Origin of the sequence: Methylophaga sp. UBA678, assembly GCF_002299105.1 — a bacterium.
GTDB classification, from domain to species: Bacteria; Pseudomonadota; Gammaproteobacteria; order Nitrosococcales; family Methylophagaceae; genus Methylophaga; species Methylophaga marina.
Genome location: NZ_DBNG01000033.1, coordinates 1 through 22751 on the forward strand (window position 1 = coordinate 1; position 22751 = coordinate 22751).

The following is a 22751-nucleotide window of genomic DNA, read 5'->3' on the forward strand; positions in this document are numbered from 1 at the left end:
TTTCATAATATGCCAAAGAATAGGCTTTCCACCTATTTCTATCATTGGTTTCGGCTTATTGATGGACTCTTCACTGATACGGGTGCCTAAACCACCAGCCAGGATTACTGCTTTCATATTTTTATAACTGACGAGTGTAAAAATGTCAGTGTTTCATAAAAAGTTAAAGAGGGACAGTCCTTGCACTTTGACATAGGCTTGTTGAGCCGCCTGCAAACCCGTTGTTTGCGAGTTTAAGCGTGAAATGGCTTCGGCATAATCCAAGTCTTTAAGTTTAGTTAGGCTCGTTTCCAGACTAGCTAAGCTGTCTTCATTAATACTACGTTGCTGGTCTATTGAATTGATTCGGGCACCTACAGCGGTTCTTGCTGTCGTTAATGAATCAATGGCTGTCGACATATTATCAAGAAACTCACCATTATTAGGGGCTGTGCCTATAGTATTGGCTTTAAGCGCGGTAGAAAAATCATCAATGGTTTGGAAAACCGCCTGAGTAGTTGTGTCGGCATTGGTGATAACAAATAGCTCATCGCCGGGAAAGGTTGCTTCAACAGAATAATCGCTGCCTACACGCATACTGCGTTGCCCACCATCGCCGCCATAAGCAAATGTGGTAGTGTCAAACGCTTGTGTAAAAGATTGATAACCAGAGAATAAAAACTCGCCGTTCGCATCTGTGGTGTTCGCCAGGCTCACGAGAGACTTATTCAACTCATCAATTTCTTCTGCGATACCTGCTCGGGCATTGGCATCGTTGCTGTCATTAAGTGCTTGCACAGCCAGCTCACGGATCCGTTGAACAATATTTGTTGCACTGGTTAAGGCATTTTCAGCGGCATTAAGTTTGTTATTAGCCACATCGGCATTCGCCTGATACTGTTCGTTGATGCTGACTTCACGCTGATAGTTCAATGACTTTACTGCTGCCACCGGGTCATCTGACGGTCTTAGAATTCGTTGCCCCGTTGAGACTTGTAACTGGGTATCCGCCAACTGCTTTTGTTGGGCCAGCATCGTATCAACACTTTGCTGTTGAATATAGGATGTAGAAATTCTCATGATAATCTCCTAAACAGCATTAATCAGTGAATCAAAAATAGTATTGGACACAATAATGATCTGTGATGCCGCCTGATAGGCTTGCTGAAACTTGATCAGCTGAGCGGCTTCTTCATCCAGATTTACACCGCCTACCGCGTCGAAACGCTGTTCGGTCTGCTGCAACAATGCTAATTGTGTTTCCTGACTGGCTTCTGCTTGCTGAGTTCTGGTGGCGACATCAGACACCAGCACGGCATAACCTTCTGATAGGGAACGAGTTACACCGGGGGCAATGGTCACGAGCGTTTTATCTGTTTCCAGATTAGCCAGCGCCAAAGCGTTTTCGTTATTGCCAGAGCCAGAAATATTTATCGTACCTGTTGCCGCATCAAATTTAGAGGAAGCGGCAATAGCACGCGGATCACTGATTGCCAAGGAGATCGTGGCAGCGGTAATATTTGCCGGGTTAAAGAAATCCCCACCATCATTACCATCCAAATCAACTGAACCCTGACCGCCATTGGCAATATTCGTCGTGTTGTTGTGGACAGCATTAAAACCTTCCACAACGGCTTGTGCCAACACATCAAGCTCCGCTCTCACATCATCGATAATCGTGTCACGGAAATCCAAAGCCCCACCTAAGGTACCACCAGATAACTGACTGGTAATATTCGTACTACTATCACCGTAGCCAATACCTAATCTTGGTGGACTGGTTGAGGTATCCGTAACCGTCGTTAGAGCCATACTTTTTGTGCCCGCGACAAGGGCCTGGCCATTACCAATCAGGATATTTGTGGTGCCGTTTGATTGCTCAATAACATTCACTGAGACGATCTCGGAAAGATCTGTGATCAGTTTGTCACGCTTATCAAGTAAATCATTCGGTGATCCACCAGCACCTGTGGCGGCAGTAATGGCCGAATTTAACTCGGCAATACTTTTCGACAGATTATTGATGTCATCAATGGCAACGGTGATATCGTAATCAACCTGCTCGTCTAGCTTTGTTAGCTGTGAGTCCATGGTGTTAAAACGATTCGCTAAGAGTTCACCACGGGTCAGCATCAATTGTCTGGCCGCTATAGAGGTAGGATCGTTTGCCACCTCATTTACTGAGTTGAAAAACTCACTGATGCCTGTACTCAGACCTAAGTCTTCCGAACCAAGTAGATCATCTACCTGTTGTGAATAACTGAGATAGCTTCTTTGGGCTGCTTCTTGTGCGGTATACGTTCTAACCTGGCTCGCCAGAAAGGTGTCATAAACACGTTCAACCGAGGTTATCTGTACACCCGTACCAAAATACATATCTCCTTTGTAGTCAGGTGTACGGGTGGCTTGGTCAGCACGCTGGCGAGTGTATCCCTCAGTATTGACGTTACTGATGTTATGACTTGTCGTCGATAAATTACCTTGGGCTGTTAATAATGCCGATGTCCCAATCCCTAGCAGACTCATGGCATGCTCCTTAACTCGTCAGCGTGATTATGCATGGTCTGACTCCAGCGAAATTCGTGCCAGAATGTCACTATTCATTATGCGTTTTATTTTGTCAGCGTATTGAGGATCGGTTGCAAACCCTGCTTTATGCAGGTGTTCAACAAAGGCTTCAGCATCATTGGTGTGCTGCAATGCGTTACGGTAGCGTGGTTGAGTTTGTAAAAACTCAACGTAGTCATTGAAGCTATCTTGGTAAGAATCATAAGCACGGAATTGAGAAGCCTCGTTGTAAGCTTTGCCATCACGATACTCAAGTGCCACTTTACTGACACGCTCTCCGTCCCAGCTTTTATCCGCTTTGATGTTAAACAGGTTAAAGCTTGTTTCACCACTTTTGCTTTTTAATACAAATTTACCCCAGCCGGTTTCGAGTGCAGCCTGCGACAATATTACTTCAGGCGACACGCCTATTTTATCTGCAGCTTGTTGTGCATACGGCCACAAGGTTTGCACAAAATCTTTGGGTGAATTAAAAACCTTTTCCCCAAGATTCATTAAGTCTGCTTTTGTCTCAATCTCACCGTTTTCTGCATGAATCTCACGGATTTGTTTGATCATCAGTTCATTCACTTTCTTAGCAAGTGCTGGCCGAATAGTCACTGTGTCATAACTGTATGATTGATCCGTTCTCGCTGGTTGAGAGGACTGCAACTGATAACTTCCTAGCTGTTTGATGATGGCATCTTGCAGTCCCAGACCACCTCGCATCGATAAATCTGAGGCCAGTTGCTGATCAGCCATATCCTGATACATTTTGCTTTGTGTCGAATCAAACATGCCTTCAGCTAAACTGGCTTGGCGCATGGACTTGAGCATCATATTCACAAATAAAGACTCAAACTGACCAGCCACCTGCTTAAGTGTTTGCTCAGCATCACTACCTTTCACCGCTTGCTGACGCAGTTGGTTCAGACCATGAAAGTCAACAGCGGACTGGGCAATATTCGATTCGTAAGCCATGATTAAATGACCACTAAGTCTGCTTTAAGCGCACCCGCTTGTTTGAGAGCCTCAAGGATGGCGACCAAATCACCAGGTGCGGCGCCGACTTGGTTTACAGCACGTACGATTTCATCCAGTGACACGCCCGGGTTAAACACAAACATACGACTATTTTCTTCCGTGATGTTGATGTCGTAGTTAGGCGTCACCACGGTTTGTCCTTGTGAGAACGGTTCAGGCTGGCTAACCTCAGGATTTGCTGAAATAGTGACTGATAAGTTGCCATGAGTGACAGCAGCTGGACTCACTCTGACATGCTGACCAATCACGACCGTTCCGCTGCGTGAGTTAACCACGACTCTGGCAGGGGCCTCACCTGGGCTCAGCTCTAAATTTTCAATCAGTGATAAAAAGGGTACTCGTTGATTAGGATCTCGTGGCGCATTGACTTTTACGGAAGAAGCATCCATCGAAAAGGCCGTGTTTTTACCCAGAGTATGGTTAATCGCATCACTTAAACGACTGGCGGTGGTGAAGTCAGGGCTATGTAGATTCAGAATAATCGAATCTCCTACATTCAATGCATTTCTGACCGCCCGCTCGACGGTTGCACCGTTAGGCACACGACCAGCACTGGGAATATTGACGGTAACGCGTGAACCATCAGCTGCGTCAGCACCAAAACCACCTACAATTAAATTGCCTTGTGCCATGGCATAAATCTGTCCATCTGCCCCTTTTAAAGGGGTCATCAATAAACTACCACCACGTAAGCTTTTCGCATCCCCTAAAGAAGAAACGGTGATATCAATGGTTTGTCCAGGCTTCATGAAAGGCGGCAAATCGGCATGAACTGAAACGGCTGCAACGTTTTTACTTTTTGGGTCGGTGCCTGGTGGAATATTGATGCCCATTTCTACCAGCATGTTTCGTAAACTTTGGCCGGTAAACTTGGTTTTATCACCCGTACCATTGAGGCCGACCACAAGGCCATAACCGATTAATTGGTTATTTCGCACACCCGCAATTGAGGCTAGATCTTTGACCCGTTCGGCATAAGCCATACCCGAACTCATTATTAACGCAAATGCGACAAACACTTTGAACTTCATAACTTTCACCCTTTAGAAAGGCATTAATGCACTGACGAAGAATCGACTTAACCAGCCCATCACATTGGCATCATTAGTCGGACCATCTCCTACATAAGAAATCTGGGCATCGGCAATGCGGATAGACGAAATAGAATTATCGGCCTCAATATCTCTGGGACTGATCATGCCTGACAACCGAATATATTCATTGCCTTGGTTGATAGTGATGACTCGCTCACCACGAATCACCATATTGCCGTTTGGCAGTACTTCTACAACCGAAACACTGATATTACCGCTCAGTTTGTTATTCTGATCACTGTCGCCCGCACCAGTAAAATCTGAGTTAGAGCCAATACCAAATGCCAAATTGTTATCTGTTGTGTTGGCTAAAGGTAACTGACTGGGCAAATTGAATTGAGGAGTAGTACCAAACAATGTTGGATTATCGATGTTGTTACTATTTGATTTACTGACAGTAGTTTCTGTTTCTTTTTCGGCATCAGTCTGCTCTTCCAGCTTCACCGTCAAAATATCGCCGACTCGTCTTGCACGATAATCTTCAAATAGAGAAATATTATTGCGTGCGTCAAAAATAGCACCGTCATAATTATCTTGTGGCTCAATAGGAGCAGGACGAACAGCAGCAAACGCAGGGTCACGTTTGACTTCATTGTTGTAGCAACCCGATAACATTGCCACAGCAAGAAATACTAAAAATGGGGCAACTGTTTTCATTTTGACACTCCGAAAAAACCAACTTCACATGAAATAATGCTGCAGAGTTCGTGCCAAAAATGAGTGAGGTAGTGAATATTGAAAAAGAAAAAAGGCTACCTGGTGGGGGACCAGGTAGCCAAGTGCTGTAACTAGAGATTTTGGCTGGCGTACTGCAGCATTTGATCGGAAGTAGAAATCGCTTTTGAGTTCATTTCGTAGGCGCGTTGCGTTTCGATCATGTTGATCAGCTCAGTCACCACATTCACATTCGATGTCTCTAGAGCGCCGCCAATCGTTTGGCCAAACCCATCCAATCCAGGTGTTCCCGTTATCGGTGTGCCACTGGCACCCGTTTCCTGAAATAAATTCTCACCGATAGGCTGTAGACCTGTTGGATTAACAAAGTCAGCTAATTCGATGTTACCTACAATGGTCGGGGTAGCCGTACCTGGCTGAGTCACGCTGACCGTGCCATCTGAACCTACCGTGATACTCTGCGTGTCAGCAGGAATCGTAATGGAGGGTTCCAGCGGGTTACCGTTTGACATCACAATCTGACCATCAGAGTCTAATTGAAATGTACCATCACGAGTGTACGACAATGTGCCATCAGGCATTAAAATCTGAAAAAAACCACGACCATTAATAGCAATATCCAATGCTTGTTCAGTTTGAATAATATTACCTTGACCATGTAACTTTTCCGTCGCAACAGTGCGAACACCTGTACCAATCATTAAGCCGGATGGTAGTTGAGTGCTTGTTGAAGACTGGGCACCAGGCTGTCTTATAGTCTGATATAGCAAGTCTTCAAAAACGGCACGGTCTTGTTTAAAACCTGTTGTGTTCACGTTAGCCAGATTGTTTGAAATAACTGACATTCGTGTTTGTTGGGCATCAAGGCCGGTTTTGGCAATCCACAAAGCCTGATTCATAATTGTCTCCTGAAATCTATGCAGTCAGTATTACATTGAATGCTAATTACTCATCTGCATTAAACGTGCCGATGCCGCACTATTTTCCTGGGTTGTATCCATCATTTTGACTTGCATCTCATATTGACGCTGCAACTCAATCATATTTACCAGCGCCCCAACCGCATTCACATTGCTTCCTTCCAGTGTGCCGGAAGCGACTTTCACTGTGGCATCTAAAGGTGCTTCAGAGCCATCTTGCATACGCATGAGGCCATCACTATCTTTAAACACTTGCTGCAAGTCTGGTTTGACTAATTTAATCCTGTCTAATACGGCAAGGGCGTTTGCCGCTTCACCGATAGGACGAATAGATATCGTGCCATCACTGCCGATTTCGACAGTTTGTGCCGGTGGGATGGCAATAGGTCCACCTTCTCCCATCACGGCTAGGCCCGTTCCTGTGACGAGCTGCCCTGCTTCGGTGACATGAAGATCACCTGCACGCGTGTATCCTTCACGGCCATCTTTACCTTGCACAGCAATAAAGCCTTCGCCTTGAACAGAAATATCCAGATCACGCCCCGTAGATTGAATCGAACCAGTTTGATAATCCGTCTGAGGCCGTTCCAGCATTGAATAGACCCTGCTGGGTAAACCTTCACCAAACACTGGCATACTTCTGAACTGCTCAAAGTCAGCCCTGAACCCTGTTGTGTTCACATTCGCCAAATTATTGGCATTGGCTGCCTGAGCAAGCATGGTTTGTTGAGCGCCATTCATGGCGATATATAAGCTACGGTCCATTTTTTCACCCTCAATACGCTGTTTTAAACAGCGCATTTAAACTAAAAACGTTATCGCAGGTTGATAATGGTCTGAGTAATAGCGTTATTTGTCTCAATCGCTTTGGAGTTAGCCTGGAAGTTACGTTGTGCTGTAATCAGTCCTACTAGCTCTGCTGTCAAATCAACATTCGAGGTTTCTAATGCACCCGCCTGTATTTGACCAAAACTACCTGTCGCAGCTTCTCCTGCAATGACCGGGCCAGAATCCGTTGTTTCCTTCCATGCCGTACTACCAATTTTGTTCAGCGCTTGTGGATTGGCAAAGTTACCCATGGCAATCTTACCGATTGGGATGGCTTGACCATTACTATAGTTTGCGCGAATCAGTCCTTCTTCACTCACATCAACACCCGTCAAACGTCCGGTCGGAAAACCATTGACCGTCAAGGCACCGACGTTAAAGCTACCTGAGTTCTGTGTCGACCCTCTCAATGAGATAGTAATATCTTGAGTTTCGGCACCACTGGCCCACTCCGTAGCACCACCATCTGTGAAGGATATGACCACATCATCAAGCGCCGCCGTACCAGGATCGGCATCAACGCTGGCAAGTGTACCGTCGGCATTAAAACTGATTCTGGCATCGGTTTCTAACGCATAGGGGACACCAGCCGTACCACCTTTGACTTCACCACCATCCACATAAGCAGCCATTTGCCATTGATTGTCACCGACAGGTGTACCACCATCCAAGGCTGCTTCATCAATGTGCTGATAGTAAGTGGTCACAATATGTTCATTACCCAATGAATCATAAATCGTCGCTGATGTTGAAAAGCTGTATGTGGTGTCATCCGTCGGATCAATCGCCAAAATACCACCAGTACCACTATCGATAATGCCATCAGAAGTAGAAGGCAAATTGGTTGCAATGGTTAATGCCGTAGTTGCTTCAGGCGCACCCACTGAAGCAGGTAATTGAATAGGTGAAGTCGCATTCATGCTAGTAGCTGAAATATTGCCCTGTAAATCTACAGGGAAGGTTCTCAGATACCACCCCTCATTTGATACGATATAACCATCTTTATCCACACCAAACTCACCCGCCCGAGTGTAGATGACTTCACCACTATCCAACTCAGGTGCTAAAGCAAAAAAGCCTTGCCCACTTATCGCTAGATCCAAGGAATTATCGGTGAATTCCAGATTACCCTGGTTAAATTGCTGAGCCACGTTCTGTAACACTGCGCCACTACCAATCGCGGTTTGATTGGTTGAACCAAACGCCGACACGGCAAAGACGTCACCAAACTCTGCACGAGACATCTTAAAGCCTGTCGTGTTGACGTTAGCAATATTGTTTGATTTGACATTTAGATCGGCGGTTGCCGCATTCAAACCACTTAAAGCTGTACTAAATGACATAAGATGTTCTCCTAAAGAATTTCAACTACTTCGCTAAATGACGCAGAACCAATTCCGGCCAAATTCACTATCAGGCCATCGGTCGAGCTAATGGATACACTCGATACCTGAGCCATAACCCCGGTGGCAAAAGCCGTGTTAGATCCGTCTACCGTACCCGAGGCTTTAAACTGATAAACACCTTCTGGTAAGGCCTCACCATTGTCGTCAAACCCATCCCAGGTGAAATCGGTATAGCCCGAAGCAGCACCCATTTCGATGGTACGAACCACAACGCCAGCTTCGTCGTAAATATTCACTTTTAGATCCGTGACAGGATCGGCAACATTTATCCGCCCGGACATACCATCTGTTGCCGTTAAATTACCGATTGAAGATGGAAGTAGTACTTTACGTCCTACTAATGATGATCCCTGCAGTGCTTGGTTAGACTGCATCGAGTTAGAAAAAGTAGAGAACGAATCCTGCAAGTCAGATAAGCCTGTGACCTGAGCAAAAGATGCGATTTGTCCAAGAAAATCACCATTTTCCATGGGGTTCATTGGATCCTGATACTTTAATTGGGTGGTCATCAAAGACATAAAATCTTCCATGCCCAATGTGCCAGGATCTTTTTTGGTTTCTTCACTTGAACGATTTGAGTTCAAGAATGCATACGGATTGTTATCGTTAACGCCGCTCACAGCCATCTTTCACCCCTCCTTATTGCCCTAACTGTAATGTTCTTAACAGCAATTGTTTTGAGGTATTCGCGATTTCAACGTTATTTTGATAAGAACGTGACGCGGACATCATATTTGCCATTTCGGTAATGGGATCCACATTAGAGTGGAAAATATAGCCATCTTCGTTTGCCATTGGATGACTTGGGTTGTATTCCTGTCTAACAGGTGCCTGGCTTTCAACGACTCCCTGAACTTGCACTGCGCCCTGCTTATAACCTTCCTGAACATCATCAAGTACGGTCGCAAAGACCGGTTGTCTGGCTTTGTATGTTTGATCAACACTGCTACTGACACTGTCCACATTCGCTAGATTACTTGCTGTTGTGTTCAGACGCAGAGACTGAGCACTCATGCCACTACCGGCAATATCAAAAATATTAAATAAAGACATAGTGCCTACTCTCCTTTCAGTGCTCGTGTCATCGAACTAAACTTGCCACCCAAAAACTGAAGGCTGGCCTGATACTGAACAGCATTCTGCATAAACTGTGCCTGCTCAACCTCCTCATCGACACTATTGCCATCAAGTGAGTCCTGAGTGGCCACTCGATATTGGATGGGTCCCATCAGTCCATTGGATTCCGGATTAGTGGCATAGTGTTTGTTATTCGTCGTGTTCAGTTGGCTAGGAGAAGATCCTGCCATCGCATTCTTCAAAGTCTCTTTAAAATCAATATCCTGAGCTTTGTAATTAGGCGTATCAGCATTTGCCATATTGCTGGCCAGTAACTCTGCACGCTGTGATCGCACCCGCAATGCATCAGCATGAATTCCAATCGCACTATCAAAATTAATCGGCATCTGTACGCCTCCATCCTCATTTACAATTGTCCTTGAGCATTTAACGTGCCAACTAAACTAAGCGTATGAATTGCCGATAAACAGCTATGAATTCGGCAACATATTGGTCGAACATAGCGGCAAAGATTTCCCCCTATTGCCGCCATGTTGCTACACTTAAAAATGACGATATGGCTGATATTCACCGTTATTTTTCAAAATATGAGACAAGCCCCACAAAGTCTATTGATTGAAGCTTGACTGAGAAAATAAATAAGACTAAAACCGACCACATGGAGAGGACGATACGACGTGGTAAAAGACAAAATTAATCAAGGATTTACTTTAGTTGAATTGATGGTAACACTCGCTGTTGCAGCCATCATATTAGCTATTGCTGCCCCTAGTTTTTCTCAAATGATTCGAGACCACCGCCTTATCACGACAGCAAATGATTTTATGGGCACCATGCAACTGGCACGCAGCGAAGCTATCAGAAGAGGCATTCAAGTCACCATGCTACCGATTACCAATGGTGACTGGAGTAGTGGTTGGAATGTATTTACTGACTGGGATGCTGATGAATCGCTTGGAGATGTAGGGGCAGTTTGTGCAGAGAATCAGGATTGCTTTCTATCTCAACAAAATGCATTGGACAGCGTTACGTCAGTCGCTGCCGGAAATACAGGCAGTGGATTTCGGTTTATGCCGACAGGTGAAATTCTATCCACACTAGGTTTCCCAAATGGCAATATCACTTTTTGCTCGACAGGCAGCAATGAAAGAATTATTACCGTGAACCAGTCAGGTAGTAGCAGAATTTCTATCGGGAATGTTTGCCCATGATGAGACGTCAACAAACCGGCTTTACCTTACTGGAAGTTATGGTGGCAGTATTTGTCTTAGCTATAGGTTTACTTGGTATGGCACATTTACAAGTCACCACCCTCAAGGCCAACTCAACCGCAGGCCTCAAAACCCAAGCTAATATTCTTGCTGGCAGCATACTAGAGCGCATGAAAGCTAATACCACGGCAGCCTATGCAAAAAACTATGACATTCTTTTTAATCAAGGTACGCCAGCTGGCAATAGTGTTTCTGATACCGATATTCGTGAGTGGCGAGCTGCTCTAGCAGCCTATCTTCCAGCAGGTGAAGGACAAATTGTGTGTGGCAACTTTCTTGTGAACCAGCCCTTCATTTGCACAATCACGGTGAGATGGTCAGATATTCAAATTGGTGATGAGAATACTAATTATGGTGACTATGCGACCTCGACAATGGTTCTGGAAAGTGCAATATGAATAAAGAAAAAGGGTTTTCTCTAGTCGAATTGATGGTGGCACTTGTCATAGGCCTTTTACTGATTGCTGGGGTAATAGAGTTATTCGTTAGTACGCGTCAAACCTATCGTGTACAAGATATGAAAGCGCGCATGCAAGAAGATGGACGCTATGCAATTCATCACATTTCATCGCTTTTAGACCGCGCCGGTTACGTCGGTTGTAACTCTATCCCTACAGGGAATAGAGGGGCTACAGGAAGAAATTCAGGGGGTACAGGTAGAAGCCTAGTCAATAATCTGAACACGGCAAATAATTATTTCTGGGACATAGGTGGTGCCCCAGTCTTAGGCCACGAAGCAGATAACAACGGTGGCTGGTCTCCCGCATTACCTGCTGGAATCAATCAAGCGATTGCAGGTAGTGATGTTTTTACATTACGTACGGTTAACAATGTCTTTATTGAAGTTAGTCATTTCGATAGCAGTTTAGGCCCCTCTGCTCCGGTCAAAATTCCACAGAATAATCCTCTGGATGATTGCGATCCGGCGACAGAAGCAAATCCTGGTGAGTGTGCCAACATCGTGATTGCTTCTGACTGCAATAATAGCGTGATTTTTCAGGTGACCAATGATCCCTCAGTAGACGGCAATCTTCAACATGAAACAGGTATCGGTACACCTGGAAATAGTCGAGTTGACTTGGGACTATCTGGCCTAAGTCAGGGCTGGTTAAATACCATCACTACACATACTTTTTTTATTCGAAATGGCCCCAGTAATTACCCTTCTCTTTATCAGATGGTGCTGGGAAAAAATCCAGATGTACTTATCGAAGGTGTCGAACAGATGCAGGTGGAGTATGGTGTCGATACCAGCAATAACGGTAGTGTAGACCAATATGTCAAAGCAAATGCAGTGGCTGACTGGGAGCAGGTTATCAGTGTTCGCATCTCCTTAGTCATGATCAATATTGACCCTCAACAAAATGATAATGTGGCATTAGGGGATGGCACCTATACCCTCGAGGGCAATGTCATCACCCCGAATGACGGCAGGTTGAGACAAGTCTTTACTAAAACAATAACGCTCAGGAACCGTATATTATGAAAACTCAACAATCAGGTGCGGCCTTGATTGTCAGTCTCATTATGCTGTTATTGCTGACCATGATAGGAATCTTTGCCATGCGTACAGGTGTCATGGAAGAAAAAATGGCAGCTAATCAAATTGACAGAGATATAGCGTTTAAAGCAGCTGAAGTGGCGTTACGAGCTGGTGAAGGTACCGTCTTAAACTGGGTTAATCTGCCAATTTGTTCCGATACTGGTGCCCCCGGGTGTTGGACCAAACAATCTATGGATCCTGTCGGCACAGATGCGACCCCTTGGTGGCTTCAACGTAACGCCGCCTGGTGGACTGCAAATGGCACAGCCGCCACCCAACCACAAGGTGCTGTCAGCCCACCACGTTATGTCATTGAAGAAATTATAAAACCCGGAAATAGTAACGGTAATAAGCCTCGAGACCAGCAACAAGGTGGTGCTAAGTTCTACCGCGTTACTGCCCGCGGTGTGGGTGGCTCAGTGCAATCCGTGGTCCTTTTACAGTCTGTCGTTCGTATGAGGTAAAAATATGAATAAATTATCCTCTTTCACAGCGCTCGTATTATTGGGTATTTACTCGCTGACATCTTCAGCAGCTAATCTCAACATCAGTAATGTGCCACTCTATCTCGGTGGTGTGGTTGCACCGAATATCATGTTTACACTTGATGATTCAGGTTCAATGCAATGGGAGGTCATGCCTGATGAGAATTTACATTATGCGAATTACCTGTTCCCTAGACCGTCCAGTCTTTATGGTGGTGTTACCTACAGTAACCAGGTACCAAACTTTGATGACGATAACGTCCATAACTTCTTTTCACGCTCATCTGTCAACAACGCAGTGTTCTACAATCCAGATGTGACTTATGTGCCTTGGAGTAAGGCTGATGGCACGAGTATGGGAAATGCGAATCCATCAGCTGCGCTATATAATCCGGCCGATCCTTCACGTGGAAGTATCAACTTAAAAACTCAACAAACACAATATTCATGCTGGTTCAAACATGGCAGTAGCCTCGGTAGTGCTTATGGAGACCCATGCAATGGTAACCATAGTTTTTGGCCCATCACATACTACAAATACAATGGCAGCGCTTCTGACTCAGAGGCATTGCGATTAGATCGCTCTCGCTATACACGGGTAAGAATTACCGACTCCACTTCAGCTAGTACAACATTCACCAGTCCAAACGGTACGACTCGGACTCGTGATGAAGAAATACAAAACTTTGCTAACTGGTTTCAATATTACCGCTCAAGAATTTTGACAGCTCGTGCTGGTGTAGGCCGCGCATTTGCCACCCAATCTGAAAATTCCCGTGTCGGTTTTGCTGCAATAAACGAGGGTAGCCGCACTATCGATGGTGTCAGCAGTAACAGAGCCCTCATCAGAGGAGTCAGAAAATTTAGCGGTGCGAACAGGACCGCATTTTACGATAACCTCTACGATCATGTGATTAACAATTACGGGACACCACTCAGATCAGCTGCGGCCAGTGTAGGCCAATATTACGAAAGAACCGACAACAGAGGACCATGGGGAGCTAACCCAGGTACTGATGACTCCTCTGCTCACCTGACTTGTCGTCAGAGCTATCATATTCTCACTACAGATGGCTACTGGAATGGTGGAAGCCCAGGACTTGGAAATGTTGACAGTAGCAACGGCACCACCATCAGTGGTCCTAATGATGACGATTATACGTATTTAGCTTCTCCCCCTTTCTCTGATTCATGGTCAAATACACTGGCTGATACAGCCATGCACTACTGGAAACGGGATCTTCGCACAGACTTAGAAAATGAAGTACCAACCAATACGGAAGATCCAGCATTTTGGCAACACATGGTCACATTCACCGTGGGGCTCGGGGTCAAAGGCTCACTCGACCCAGAGAATGATTTAAACGCGCTTTCAGCCACCCCTCCGACCAAATCATGGTCTGACCCGGGAAGTTCAAACCCAGCAAAAATAGATGACTTATGGCATGCTGCAGTCAATAGTCATGGTAATTTTTTCAGTGCTGCTGATCCTGATGAGTTTGCCGAATCACTTGCTGGCATTTTACAAAATATCACATCGAGAACTTCGTCCTCCGCTGCTGTTGCCGTTAACTCGGGTGCCATAACTAGTGACAGTAAAGTCTATCAAGCCCGTTTTAACAGTGGCGACTGGACAGGACGACTACTAGCGTTTGGCTTTGATGACGATGGACAATTATTACCTTCAGCATTGTGGGATGCTGCTAATAAAATTCCAAGCGCTAATCAACGTGTGATATTCACCTCTGATGGTAATAATGGTTATGCATTTGACTGGAATGCATTGAATTCTAGTCAAAAATTATCATTAGGTAGCGAAGATGTATTGAATTATCTGCGTGGTAACCAATCGAAAGAACAGAGTAAATCTGAGGGTATCTATAGAACACGAACTAAATTACTTGGCGATATTATTAATTCCTCTCCAGTGTTACTTGGTCCTCCTAGATCAGATTATTACGATCAATGGGGCAATAGATCAGAAGATGATGAGCCAGAAGATTCTGTCCTATATTCTGAGTTTGTCAGCACCTATCTGAACCGAACCGCTATGATTTATGTAGGGGCGAATGATGGTATGTTGCATGCGTTTGATGCTGATTCTGGAGTTGAAAAGTTTGCCTATGTGCCCAATAGTGTCTACAACAACTTGAAAGAATTATCATCCCCCAGCTACTCACACAAATATTACGTTGATGCCAGTCCAACTGTGGTAGATGCATTTTTTGATGGCAGTTGGCATACAGTACTTGTTTCAGGTCTTGGCGCGGGTGGTCAAGGTTACTTTGCCTTGGACATTACGGATCCTTCAGCATTTTCAAATGAAACAGAATCAGCTAAAAAAGTGTTGTGGGAATTTACCGATAAGAATGATCCCGATATGGGATACACCATGGGACAAGCAAATATTGTTCGTTTGAATAACGGTAAATGGGCGGCCTTATTTAGTGGCGGGTACAACAATACTTTTGATAATGACGCTGATGGCAGTGCAAATAATGCAAGCCATGACAGTGAAGATGGCAATGGTTATATCTATATCGTAGATATAGAAACTGGTAGCCTGATTCGTAAGTTTGATACACAAACAGGCAAAAATGAGGATCCAACCGAACAGTTTAGACCAAATGGAATCGCCACGCCGACAGCTATCGACACAAACCAAGATGGCACCACCGATCTGATTTATGCCGGCGATATGTTTGGTAATGTTTGGAGCATTGAAATTGGTAGCAATAATAAGAATGACTGGGACTTTACATACAGAGATGCGGATACCAATAAACCACTGCCTTTATATTCGGCGTGTTTCGGAACAAGCTGTAACAAAGACAACATTCAACCAATTACAACACCAGTTAAAGTAGAGCTTCATAGAGAAAAAAATGGCTATTTACTTTTATTTGGTACCGGTAAATATTTTGAAGTTGGCGACAATACTCCAGTTGATCAAGTTACACAAAGTTTTTACGCTATTTGGGATCCGAGAGTATATGATGCTGATACATCCTCCTATACACGTTATGCATTTTCTCGGGCTCAACTCAATAAACGGGCAATGGCTGAATTTACGATTCTAGGCACGAATTATCGGACAATATCGGCCTCAGAATCAGATAAAATCATTAACTGGGGTACAGCTAACACTGATGACCGAGGCTGGTATGTTGACTTAGTCAGTGCATCATCAGGTGAAAATAGTGGTGAAAGACAAGTTTCTGAAGCCATTATCCGAGATGAAAAAGTGATCTTTACGTCACTTGTTCCATCAGAAGATGCATGTGATTTTGGTGGTAGTAGTTGGTTAATGGAATTAGATTATTACACGGGACTACCTCTGAACTATCAGCCGCTGGATATCAATGGCGATGGTGTGATTGATGCAAATGATCTCTATGTAGATACTGATGGTGACGGTGAGCCAGATACCGAGGTGCCAGTTGTCGCAGGTAAAGGCTATGACAGTATCATTTCTCCACCTAAAATCAGCAGACGTGTTCCTGGTTCTGGCTCCACTGAAGTGAAATTTATGAGTGATGCCGAGACAGGTGAGCTTATTTTAGAAGAAGAGTCTTCAAGTGAGGATGCGATAGGAAGACGATCTTGGATTCAACTGACTGATTAAGGACATATGTATGTTTAAAAAAAATTATTTATCCATCCTCTCTGTGTTATTAATACCAATGTCAGTATTTGCACAGACTTTTAGTCAGAGTGGAACAGTAACGGACTCATCGCTATCCTCAGATAGATTAGTGATTTCTAATCAAGAGTATCTTATCGACCATAATACGGTTGTGCATGGTCTTGCGCCACAAGGGGAAAAAGGCCCTATTGTGAATGTAGACACAGCTATAGGCTTTAACACGAATCGTGGTGCTGATGGCGAGCTCCCCTATATCACTGAAATATGGTTATTAAATGAATAAAACAATATATAGAGAAAATGGTTTTACACTTATCGAATTGATGATTGTGGTTGTCATTCTCGGTATTTTGGCTGCCATTGCTTATCCATCCTATCAAGAGCAAGTCAGGCAAACTCGACGAGCTAATGCTCAGGCTGATTTAATGGAACTGGCAAGTTATATGGAGAGGTATTACACAGAAAACTTTACTTACGTAGGCACACGGGGTGCCTTACCTTTTGCTCAGTCACCTAAGACTGGAACAGCCTATTACAATATCGTTGTAGCAGCGAATCCTACGGCGACAAGTTATCAATTAGTGGCAACAGCCCAAGGGAGCCAAGCAAATGACGTCAACTGCACCCCCCTGACAATAACTCAGACAGGTGCCACTGGTCCAGCTGGTTGCTGGTAGAAACATATAAAATAACCCAGTAAAAAAGCCGACTAACGTCGGCTTTTTTACTTTTCTCATATACTGAATTAACTTTGATCTACTTGTATCTGACCACTAGTAATCAAAGAGTTGATAATATCTGCATTTGACATACCAGATGCATCACTACCAACCAGTTGATCAATACTGGTATTTTGTAAAGTGATTGTTTGTGTCATATCACCACCATCGCCTTCTGGGGTTAACGAAAGTACAACGTCGTTACCTTGTTCAGCGACTGAGATATAGTCGGTAATATCATTACTTTCTTCTCCCTGCAGAATATCAGAAAGATCCAATATATCACCTTCACTGCCATTAAAATCAGTGACAGTATCTTCAGCAGGATTTACAGCGGTACCTTGGTCACCATCATGCCAGACGAATAAGTCAGCACCCTCGCCACCAGTTAAGATATCATTACCTGCTCCGCCGATAATAATATGCTCCCCATCTCCACCAACGACAATATCATCACCAGCTCCGCCATCAAGTGTTTCAGTGACAATAGGATCATCGTCAACACTTGCAGAACTACCACCATTAGTCGTGTCTGGCTGATATTTACCATCAAGACTGGTTCCATCACTGAAAGAGACCTTAAAAGGCACTTCTCGTGATCCAAAATCTTCACCTCTCGTCATCCCCCGGCCATCAGTATCAATACCGAAGGTGAGAGTCTCTCCATTCGTGAAAGTACCAGGTTCAAACGTGATGACTAGCTCATCAGTATCGCCATCTGTAACCATCTGAATGTCATCACTTGATATAGTTGAACCATCACCGAGGGTGAAGGTATAGCTATCGGTTCCTACCTGATCAAAAAAGGCATTATATTCGGCTAAGGAGATACGTACCTCCGTGACATATAATGCAGCAGCGGCTAATGCAGTCAAAGTGAAAGAAAACTGATTATCATTGCCCGTACCAGTTTGTCCTGGACTTACCCTGGCAATGACTTCTCTTTCACCTGAGCTATATGTACCGCCTGTACCGCCAATCAGAACATCATCACCAGCGCCGCCGTAGATAAAATCAACGTCGTCGCCACCAATCAGAATTTCATCTCGGAATGTGCCTTCCAACAGACTTCCATTCACATATGTAACAGAGACATTGGCAGAATCTTGCTGACTGCCTGCTTGATTCTGATAACTGAAACTGCCGCCATTACTATTGGCATCATTGAAGGTCACACTATTACCATTGACTAAAGCACTATCGGAATCCGATGAAGCACTAACTCCATTTAGGGAGTATGTTTCACCATCAGCACCACTATCATTAGCAAATAAAGCCCATTCAGGAATATCAACAGAGTTTTGATTAGTAATAACGACGTCATCACTGACGACTAACGTAGATAAATCCACATCTACATCGATAGTAAATGTGTTACTAGCACTATCACCATCGCCATCAGTGACCGCGTAGGTTATTTCTTCAGTGAAGCTACCGTTCGCAGAATCCCCTACCGTGTAGGTATATTCACCGTTATCCATATCAACCGTTAAAACACTTCCATTAGCGGTTGTAATCGTCCATACGTGTGTTGTCACATCAAAACTGGCGACAGCGCTACCGGCAGAAGCTGTATTCGTTAGTTGATTGTAAGTATAGCCAACACCATCGATCGTAATCTGACTAATCCAACCGCCATCGGCTCCTGCACTAGATGGGAGCCCACCATCAAGTAGATCACCAGAGACACTATTGCCTGTGACAGTGCTTGTTAAAGTATCACCAAGCTGAGAAAAATCTGTCACTGTAATGACCGGAATCTCTGAACTATTCACTCCATCATAAGCTATAGGCGCTAATTCCTCTGCTACAGCATCAGCCCCCATACCTAAAGCGTATGAAGTGATGCCATTATCAATTAAGAACTGCTCCCAAGCTTGTTGTTCACCGCTATCGATACCAACACCGATATACTTGCCATTAGCATCCGTTTCATTACTTTCATTTGGTGCGCCATCAGACATGAAATAGGCAAGGTTCTGAGCATCATCCAATTTACCTGTGTCATTAAACGCATCTATGGCTTGTTGGATAGCATCATCATAATTTGTTTCACCATCAGCTGTAAGCGAGTTGATGATTTCTTTTGCAGTGGCAGTGTCAACCCAGAGATTGGTTGGATTCTCAGCGTTATTGTTAAATGTCACTAAATTCACCATGACATCACCAAGGGCTTCGTACTGCTCGATTAAGTTCAAACTGGATTTAATCATTACTTCCAGTTTCGTCATGCCCTGAAACTCAGCAGATCCATTCATACTGTTAGACGTGTCAAGGATCAATAGTAGATTTGTATCAACTGATTGTCCTAGCGTTGTTGCACGTTGTTCCGGATTTGCGACAGGCGCATCATCTTGCACTGTAACGTTGAAACTAGCTGACGATGTGCCACCGAGGTCATCAGTTACGTTAACGTTTACATTTATGTTTTCAACAACACCATCGACATCACGTAACGGTTGAAGAAGCTCAACGGTGTAGGATGCTTGCGAATTTGAAATAGTACTGAGTAATACTGTAAAAACCTGGTTAGCTGAGTCACTAGAATCTGTTCCACTGATATAACCTATCAATGTCCCTGTAGAACTATCCCAAACGGTGTCTATCGCTGAACCATTAAGTGTTAATAAATCAGTGGTATCACCTGTGGTGGACAAAGAAATAGAGCTTAAATCATTTCCACCGAGATCCAAGCTAATCGTTTGTGTCGATGTTGCCGAACCACCTGATATTCCGTTCGCTAGTCCGCCTTCAGAAACCAAACTGGATGGCGCCTGGATAACAATATCACCTGGTGGCGGAGGAGGCGGTGGCGGATCAATTGGCGGTACATCAGACTGTTCAGGATCAGTATCATCAATAAACAGTAGATCTGCCTCAGGAAAGTCATAAGTATTGCTGACGCCAACGGTATCAAATCCTGCCTCGGGTATTCTTTCCGGCTCTAAATAGTCGACAAAGACCGCATCATGGCCTTCATTTCCCGCTGCATTACCCGCGCCAGCAGCAGTTTCTTCAGCAGTTTGTGTAGGATCTTGCCCTTCTAAAATAGCCTGTTGGATAGCATCAACATCGTCACTGACAGACTCTTCATTATCAGCAACGTCAATATTGACTGGATCAAATACTTCACTATCCAGCAATGCTTGAGAGCTTCGGCCCAGATCCATAACACTGCCGTCTGCAAACTCGATTTCAATGGCACCTTCTGCCCCTGTTGAAATCAAATCATTGGCATAAACCACATCACCCACTTGTAGTGTTCTTACAGAACCATCCGTGGAGGTGGCTGTTACAGCGCCAATGAGCGCTTTTACAACACCAATTTCTGTAGCCATATTTATTCCCCTGATCGCTGTACTGGAATAGCCAGCACGCGTAACTTATTCATCATGTCGTAATATTGCCCTGAGAGCCTTATTTGATCTACTGTACTTTGGTACTACACCCGCCGTTAAATGTGAAACTGTTCACATTTTTCAAATTCTTGATGGCGAATTCCTGCTTTTGAAAGCAATATCAGTACCATTAATTTCAACTAAGGGAGGAATGAGCTATCAGCTCTTGATGAGATTTTGCCGTTTTTCTTCTTTAGCTAGGTGATCAAGTACATCCGTCACTAACTTTCTAGGAATCCAGGCTTCCCCATCATGCACAACACGCACAGCTCTAACAATGGCATGCCGTTGTTCGTAAGCTACAAATCCTCGACATGTAAAAGCAGACAGCTTTAATTGTTCGTAAGTTGCAGGTTTATCGGTAATAATAATCGTTTTTGTATGCGGTGAGCGCAAATTAACATAGAAGCAGAGCTCATCAGCTGAAAGTTCGTCAGTCCGGTCTGAAATGACTAGTACATCAGGCTTAGATTTTGCGATCGCTTCCAGAAGTATTTCAAAGGAAGAGTCATATAATGCATTGGTCGTAATGTTATGCTGGCTCTGCAACAGAGCGAGTTCTTTCTTTATATCAGAACCAACCAGACACACATTTATCATGCATAAACCTCAAGCATTTTTGCCAATAACTGCCATTTTTGATCCCAACCAATAAGCGGTGATTGCCGGTAACTACTTCTCACATATTGCTGCATCTGACCTTCCACCACAGCAAGTAGTAAATTAGCCGTTTCATTTACAGGCCTTCCTCCGGCCTGAGTCAACGTCAACTCGCGTTCTCTAAGGATCTGCCTAAACTGCGTTTCTAAACGGTCAAAAAATTGACTCACTCGCTGTCTTAATCGTTCTGTTTCACCCGTTAAAGCTGCGCCCATTAATACACTGGTGATCCCCGGATTTTTGGTTGAAAACCCAAGCAGAAGCGTCATGATTTTCTCAATACGGTGCAACGCATTTTGTTCGTCTTGCAAAATACGTTGAATCAAGCCAAACACCGTGTCTTCAGCGAAACCAATTAAACCTTCAAACATCCTGGCTTTACTTGGAAAATGTCTATAAAGAGCCGCTTCAGACACGCCTAAACTCGCAGCGAGCTTAGCGGTTGTGATACGTTGTCCGGGACGCTGTTCTAGTTCTGATGCAAGCGCTTCCAGAATATCCTGACGTCGTGAACGTTTTGTTTCAGCTCTACTCGTTTGCACAGCCTCGCTCATCGACCACCTCCACGAATCAAAGTCCCTACCCCTTCATCAGTAAACATTTCTAGTAAAACAGCATGCTGAACACGCCCATCAATGATATGTGCAGTCGTCACACCCGACTGAACAGCGTCTAGCGCACAGCCTATTTTGGGGAGCATACCACCATATATGACCCCTTCGTCAATTAACTCATTGACTTGCTTAGCATTTAATCCAGTTAATAATTCACCATCAGCATCTAATAGTCCGGCAGTGTTAGTGAGTAGAATTAACTTCTCAGCTTGAAGAACTTCTGCAATCTTTCCTGCCACCAAATCAGCATTGATGTTGTATGACTCACCATCTTTACCAACACCAACTGGCGCGATGACGGGAATGAAATCACTGTGTATCAGCATATCAATTACGCTGGTATCAATGCTCGCGACTTTACCGACATGACCTAAGTCGATTAATTCTGATGGTTTGATATCAGGCGACCCGGTTATCTGCAGTTTCTCCGCAAAAATTAAACTGCCATCCTTACCTGTTAAGCCCACAGCTCTACCACCGTGATTATTGATTAAGTTAACTATACTTTTGTTAACTTGACCGCCCAACACCATTTCTACGATATCCATGGTTTCACGGTCAGTAACGCGCATACCATTCACAAATTCACTTTGCTTACCAACCCGCTGTAGTAACTCACCGATTTGCGGGCCTCCACCATGAACAATGACCGGATTAATCCCTACTGCTTTGAGTAACACCACATCTCTGGCAAAACTGTTTTTTAGGGCTTCATCGACCATGGCATTACCACCATATTTGATGACCAGTGTTTTGCCAGAAAACCGCTGAATGTAAGGCAAAGCTTCAGTTAATACCTGAGCGATATGGGTAGCACGTTGTGTGTTTAAACTCATTCTTATTAG

General features: G+C 44.4%; 23 protein-coding genes. 7 read left to right on the plus strand and 16 right to left on the minus strand.

Annotation, left to right across the window (positions count from 1 at the left end; translation table 11 throughout):
• The 12 genes from B3014_RS14365 to flgB form a co-directional block, all read right to left on the minus strand.
• Positions 1-117, minus strand: a 117-nt coding sequence (locus tag B3014_RS14365; RefSeq protein WP_289287016.1) for a sugar phosphate nucleotidyltransferase, incomplete at its 3' end; no start/stop codon positions are given.
• Positions 118-153: 36 nt separating this feature from the next.
• The gene (flgL, locus tag B3014_RS14370) at positions 154-1059 is read right to left on the minus strand and encodes a flagellar hook-associated protein FlgL (RefSeq protein ID WP_289244612.1); all 906 of its coding nucleotides are present in this window, start codon (positions 1057-1059) and stop codon (positions 154-156) included.
• 9 nt (positions 1060-1068) lie between these two features.
• Positions 1069-2505: a flagellar hook-associated protein FlgK gene (gene flgK / locus B3014_RS14375; protein WP_289244611.1), complete on the minus strand. Its 1437-nt coding sequence runs from the start codon at positions 2503-2505 to the stop codon at positions 1069-1071.
• Positions 2506-2532: 27 nt separating this feature from the next.
• Positions 2533-3507, minus strand: a complete 975-nt coding sequence (gene flgJ, locus B3014_RS14380; protein ID WP_289244610.1) for a flagellar assembly peptidoglycan hydrolase FlgJ — start codon at positions 3505-3507, stop codon at positions 2533-2535.
• A gap of 2 nt (positions 3508-3509) precedes the next feature.
• Positions 3510-4601, minus strand: coding sequence for a flagellar basal body P-ring protein FlgI (locus B3014_RS14385; protein WP_289244609.1), 1092 nt, complete (start codon positions 4599-4601; stop codon positions 3510-3512).
• Positions 4602-4613: 12 nt separating this feature from the next.
• Positions 4614-5321, minus strand: coding sequence for a flagellar basal body L-ring protein FlgH (locus B3014_RS14390; RefSeq protein ID WP_289244608.1), 708 nt, complete (start codon positions 5319-5321; stop codon positions 4614-4616).
• 131 nt (positions 5322-5452) lie between these two features.
• Entirely contained in the window at positions 5453-6238 is a 786-nt protein-coding gene (gene flgG, locus B3014_RS14395; protein WP_286305621.1) for a flagellar basal-body rod protein FlgG, read from the minus strand.
• A 42-nt stretch (positions 6239-6280) separates the two neighbouring features.
• On the minus strand, positions 6281-7024 hold the full coding sequence (gene flgF / locus B3014_RS14400; RefSeq protein ID WP_286305622.1) for a flagellar basal-body rod protein FlgF: 744 nt from the start codon (positions 7022-7024) through the stop codon (positions 6281-6283).
• A gap of 50 nt (positions 7025-7074) precedes the next feature.
• Positions 7075-8430 carry a flagellar hook protein FlgE gene (gene flgE / locus B3014_RS14405; RefSeq protein WP_286305623.1) on the minus strand — a complete coding sequence of 452 codons (1356 nt, stop codon included), beginning with the start codon at positions 8428-8430 and terminating at the stop codon, positions 7075-7077.
• Positions 8431-8441: 11 nt separating this feature from the next.
• Entirely contained in the window at positions 8442-9119 is a 678-nt protein-coding gene (locus B3014_RS14410; protein ID WP_286305624.1) for a flagellar hook assembly protein FlgD, read from the minus strand.
• A 13-nt stretch (positions 9120-9132) separates the two neighbouring features.
• A complete protein-coding gene (gene flgC, locus B3014_RS14415; RefSeq protein ID WP_286305625.1) occupies positions 9133-9546 on the minus strand; it encodes a flagellar basal body rod protein FlgC in 414 nt (137 codons plus the stop codon).
• Positions 9547-9551: 5 nt separating this feature from the next.
• On the minus strand, positions 9552-9956 hold the full coding sequence (flgB, locus tag B3014_RS14420) for a flagellar basal body rod protein FlgB (RefSeq protein WP_289244607.1): 405 nt from the start codon (positions 9954-9956) through the stop codon (positions 9552-9554).
• Positions 9957-10247: 291 nt separating this feature from the next.
• Between flgB and B3014_RS14425 the strand changes: the two genes are divergently transcribed.
• The 7 genes from B3014_RS14425 to B3014_RS14455 are packed head-to-tail and all read left to right on the plus strand — an operon-like array spanning position 10248 to position 17192.
• Positions 10248-10781, plus strand: coding sequence for a GspH/FimT family pseudopilin (locus B3014_RS14425; RefSeq protein WP_289244606.1), 534 nt, complete (start codon positions 10248-10250; stop codon positions 10779-10781).
• Entirely contained in the window at positions 10778-11239 is a 462-nt protein-coding gene (pilV, locus tag B3014_RS14430) for a type IV pilus modification protein PilV (protein WP_289244605.1), read from the plus strand. The genes B3014_RS14425 and pilV overlap by 4 nt, the downstream gene beginning before the upstream one ends.
• On the plus strand, positions 11236-12327 hold the full coding sequence (locus B3014_RS14435) for a PilW family protein (protein WP_289244604.1): 1092 nt from the start codon (positions 11236-11238) through the stop codon (positions 12325-12327). The genes pilV and B3014_RS14435 overlap by 4 nt, the downstream gene beginning before the upstream one ends.
• Entirely contained in the window at positions 12324-12848 is a 525-nt protein-coding gene (locus B3014_RS14440) for a pilus assembly PilX family protein (protein WP_289244603.1), read from the plus strand. The genes B3014_RS14435 and B3014_RS14440 overlap by 4 nt, the downstream gene beginning before the upstream one ends.
• Positions 12849-12852: 4 nt before the next feature.
• Positions 12853-16494, plus strand: a complete 3642-nt coding sequence (locus tag B3014_RS14445; RefSeq protein WP_289244602.1) for a pilus assembly protein — start codon at positions 12853-12855, stop codon at positions 16492-16494.
• 10 nt (positions 16495-16504) lie between these two features.
• On the plus strand, positions 16505-16798 hold the full coding sequence (locus tag B3014_RS14450) for a hypothetical protein (RefSeq protein WP_289244601.1): 294 nt from the start codon (positions 16505-16507) through the stop codon (positions 16796-16798).
• Positions 16791-17192, plus strand: a complete 402-nt coding sequence (locus tag B3014_RS14455) for a type IV pilin protein (protein WP_289244600.1) — start codon at positions 16791-16793, stop codon at positions 17190-17192. The genes B3014_RS14450 and B3014_RS14455 overlap by 8 nt, the downstream gene beginning before the upstream one ends.
• Before the next feature lie 68 nt (positions 17193-17260).
• On the opposite strand, the gene B3014_RS14460 is transcribed toward B3014_RS14455, so the two are convergent.
• The 4 genes from B3014_RS14460 to argB all read right to left on the minus strand — a co-directional run bounded on the left by B3014_RS14460 (position 17261) and on the right by argB (position 22742).
• The gene (locus B3014_RS14460) at positions 17261-20572 is read right to left on the minus strand and encodes a retention module-containing protein (protein ID WP_289244599.1); all 3312 of its coding nucleotides are present in this window, start codon (positions 20570-20572) and stop codon (positions 17261-17263) included.
• Between the two features lie 219 nt (positions 20573-20791).
• Positions 20792-21232 (minus strand): hypothetical protein, encoded by a 441-nt coding sequence (locus B3014_RS14465; protein WP_286305635.1) that lies wholly within the window; start codon positions 21230-21232, stop codon positions 20792-20794.
• Positions 21229-21846 carry a nucleoid occlusion factor SlmA gene (gene slmA, locus B3014_RS14470; RefSeq protein WP_286305636.1) on the minus strand — a complete coding sequence of 206 codons (618 nt, stop codon included), beginning with the start codon at positions 21844-21846 and terminating at the stop codon, positions 21229-21231. The genes B3014_RS14465 and slmA overlap by 4 nt, the downstream gene beginning before the upstream one ends.
• Positions 21843-22742 carry an acetylglutamate kinase gene (gene argB, locus B3014_RS14475; protein ID WP_286305637.1) on the minus strand — a complete coding sequence of 300 codons (900 nt, stop codon included), beginning with the start codon at positions 22740-22742 and terminating at the stop codon, positions 21843-21845. Before argB ends, slmA begins: the two co-directional genes overlap by 4 nt.
• Positions 22743-22751: the final 9 nt, after the last annotated feature.

Excerpts from the sequence above, each read along its gene's own strand:
- B3014_RS14435 (WP_289244604.1), top strand. The coding sequence starts at position 11,236 with ATGAATAAAGAAAAAGGGTTTTCTCTAGTCGAATTGATGGTGGCACTT.
- flgL (WP_289244612.1), bottom strand. The coding sequence starts at position 1,059 with ATGAGAATTTCTACATCCTATATTCAACAGCAAAGTGTTGATACGATG.
- B3014_RS14460 (WP_289244599.1), bottom strand. The coding sequence starts at position 20,572 with ATGGCTACAGAAATTGGTGTTGTAAAAGCGCTCATTGGCGCTGTAACA.
- B3014_RS14385 (WP_289244609.1), bottom strand. The coding sequence starts at position 4,601 with ATGAAGTTCAAAGTGTTTGTCGCATTTGCGTTAATAATGAGTTCGGGT.
- B3014_RS14410 (WP_286305624.1), bottom strand. The coding sequence starts at position 9,119 with ATGGCTGTGAGCGGCGTTAACGATAACAATCCGTATGCATTCTTGAAC.
- flgE (WP_286305623.1), bottom strand. The coding sequence starts at position 8,430 with ATGTCATTTAGTACAGCTTTAAGTGGTTTGAATGCGGCAACCGCCGAT.
- B3014_RS14445 (WP_289244602.1), top strand. The coding sequence starts at position 12,853 with ATGAATAAATTATCCTCTTTCACAGCGCTCGTATTATTGGGTATTTAC.
- flgG (WP_286305621.1), bottom strand. The coding sequence starts at position 6,238 with ATGAATCAGGCTTTGTGGATTGCCAAAACCGGCCTTGATGCCCAACAA.
- flgK (WP_289244611.1), bottom strand. The coding sequence starts at position 2,505 with ATGAGTCTGCTAGGGATTGGGACATCGGCATTATTAACAGCCCAAGGT.
- flgB (WP_289244607.1), bottom strand. The coding sequence starts at position 9,956 with ATGCCGATTAATTTTGATAGTGCGATTGGAATTCATGCTGATGCATTG.
- B3014_RS14450 (WP_289244601.1), top strand. The coding sequence starts at position 16,505 with ATGTTTAAAAAAAATTATTTATCCATCCTCTCTGTGTTATTAATACCA.
- slmA (WP_286305636.1), bottom strand. The coding sequence starts at position 21,846 with ATGAGCGAGGCTGTGCAAACGAGTAGAGCTGAAACAAAACGTTCACGA.
- flgC (WP_286305625.1), bottom strand. The coding sequence starts at position 9,546 with ATGTCTTTATTTAATATTTTTGATATTGCCGGTAGTGGCATGAGTGCT.
- flgF (WP_286305622.1), bottom strand. The coding sequence starts at position 7,024 with ATGGACCGTAGCTTATATATCGCCATGAATGGCGCTCAACAAACCATG.
- B3014_RS14455 (WP_289244600.1), top strand. The coding sequence starts at position 16,791 with ATGAATAAAACAATATATAGAGAAAATGGTTTTACACTTATCGAATTG.
- B3014_RS14465 (WP_286305635.1), bottom strand. The coding sequence starts at position 21,232 with ATGATAAATGTGTGTCTGGTTGGTTCTGATATAAAGAAAGAACTCGCT.
- argB (WP_286305637.1), bottom strand. The coding sequence starts at position 22,742 with ATGAGTTTAAACACACAACGTGCTACCCATATCGCTCAGGTATTAACT.
- B3014_RS14390 (WP_289244608.1), bottom strand. The coding sequence starts at position 5,321 with ATGAAAACAGTTGCCCCATTTTTAGTATTTCTTGCTGTGGCAATGTTA.
- B3014_RS14440 (WP_289244603.1), top strand. The coding sequence starts at position 12,324 with ATGAAAACTCAACAATCAGGTGCGGCCTTGATTGTCAGTCTCATTATG.
- pilV (WP_289244605.1), top strand. The coding sequence starts at position 10,778 with ATGATGAGACGTCAACAAACCGGCTTTACCTTACTGGAAGTTATGGTG.
- flgJ (WP_289244610.1), bottom strand. The coding sequence starts at position 3,507 with ATGGCTTACGAATCGAATATTGCCCAGTCCGCTGTTGACTTTCATGGT.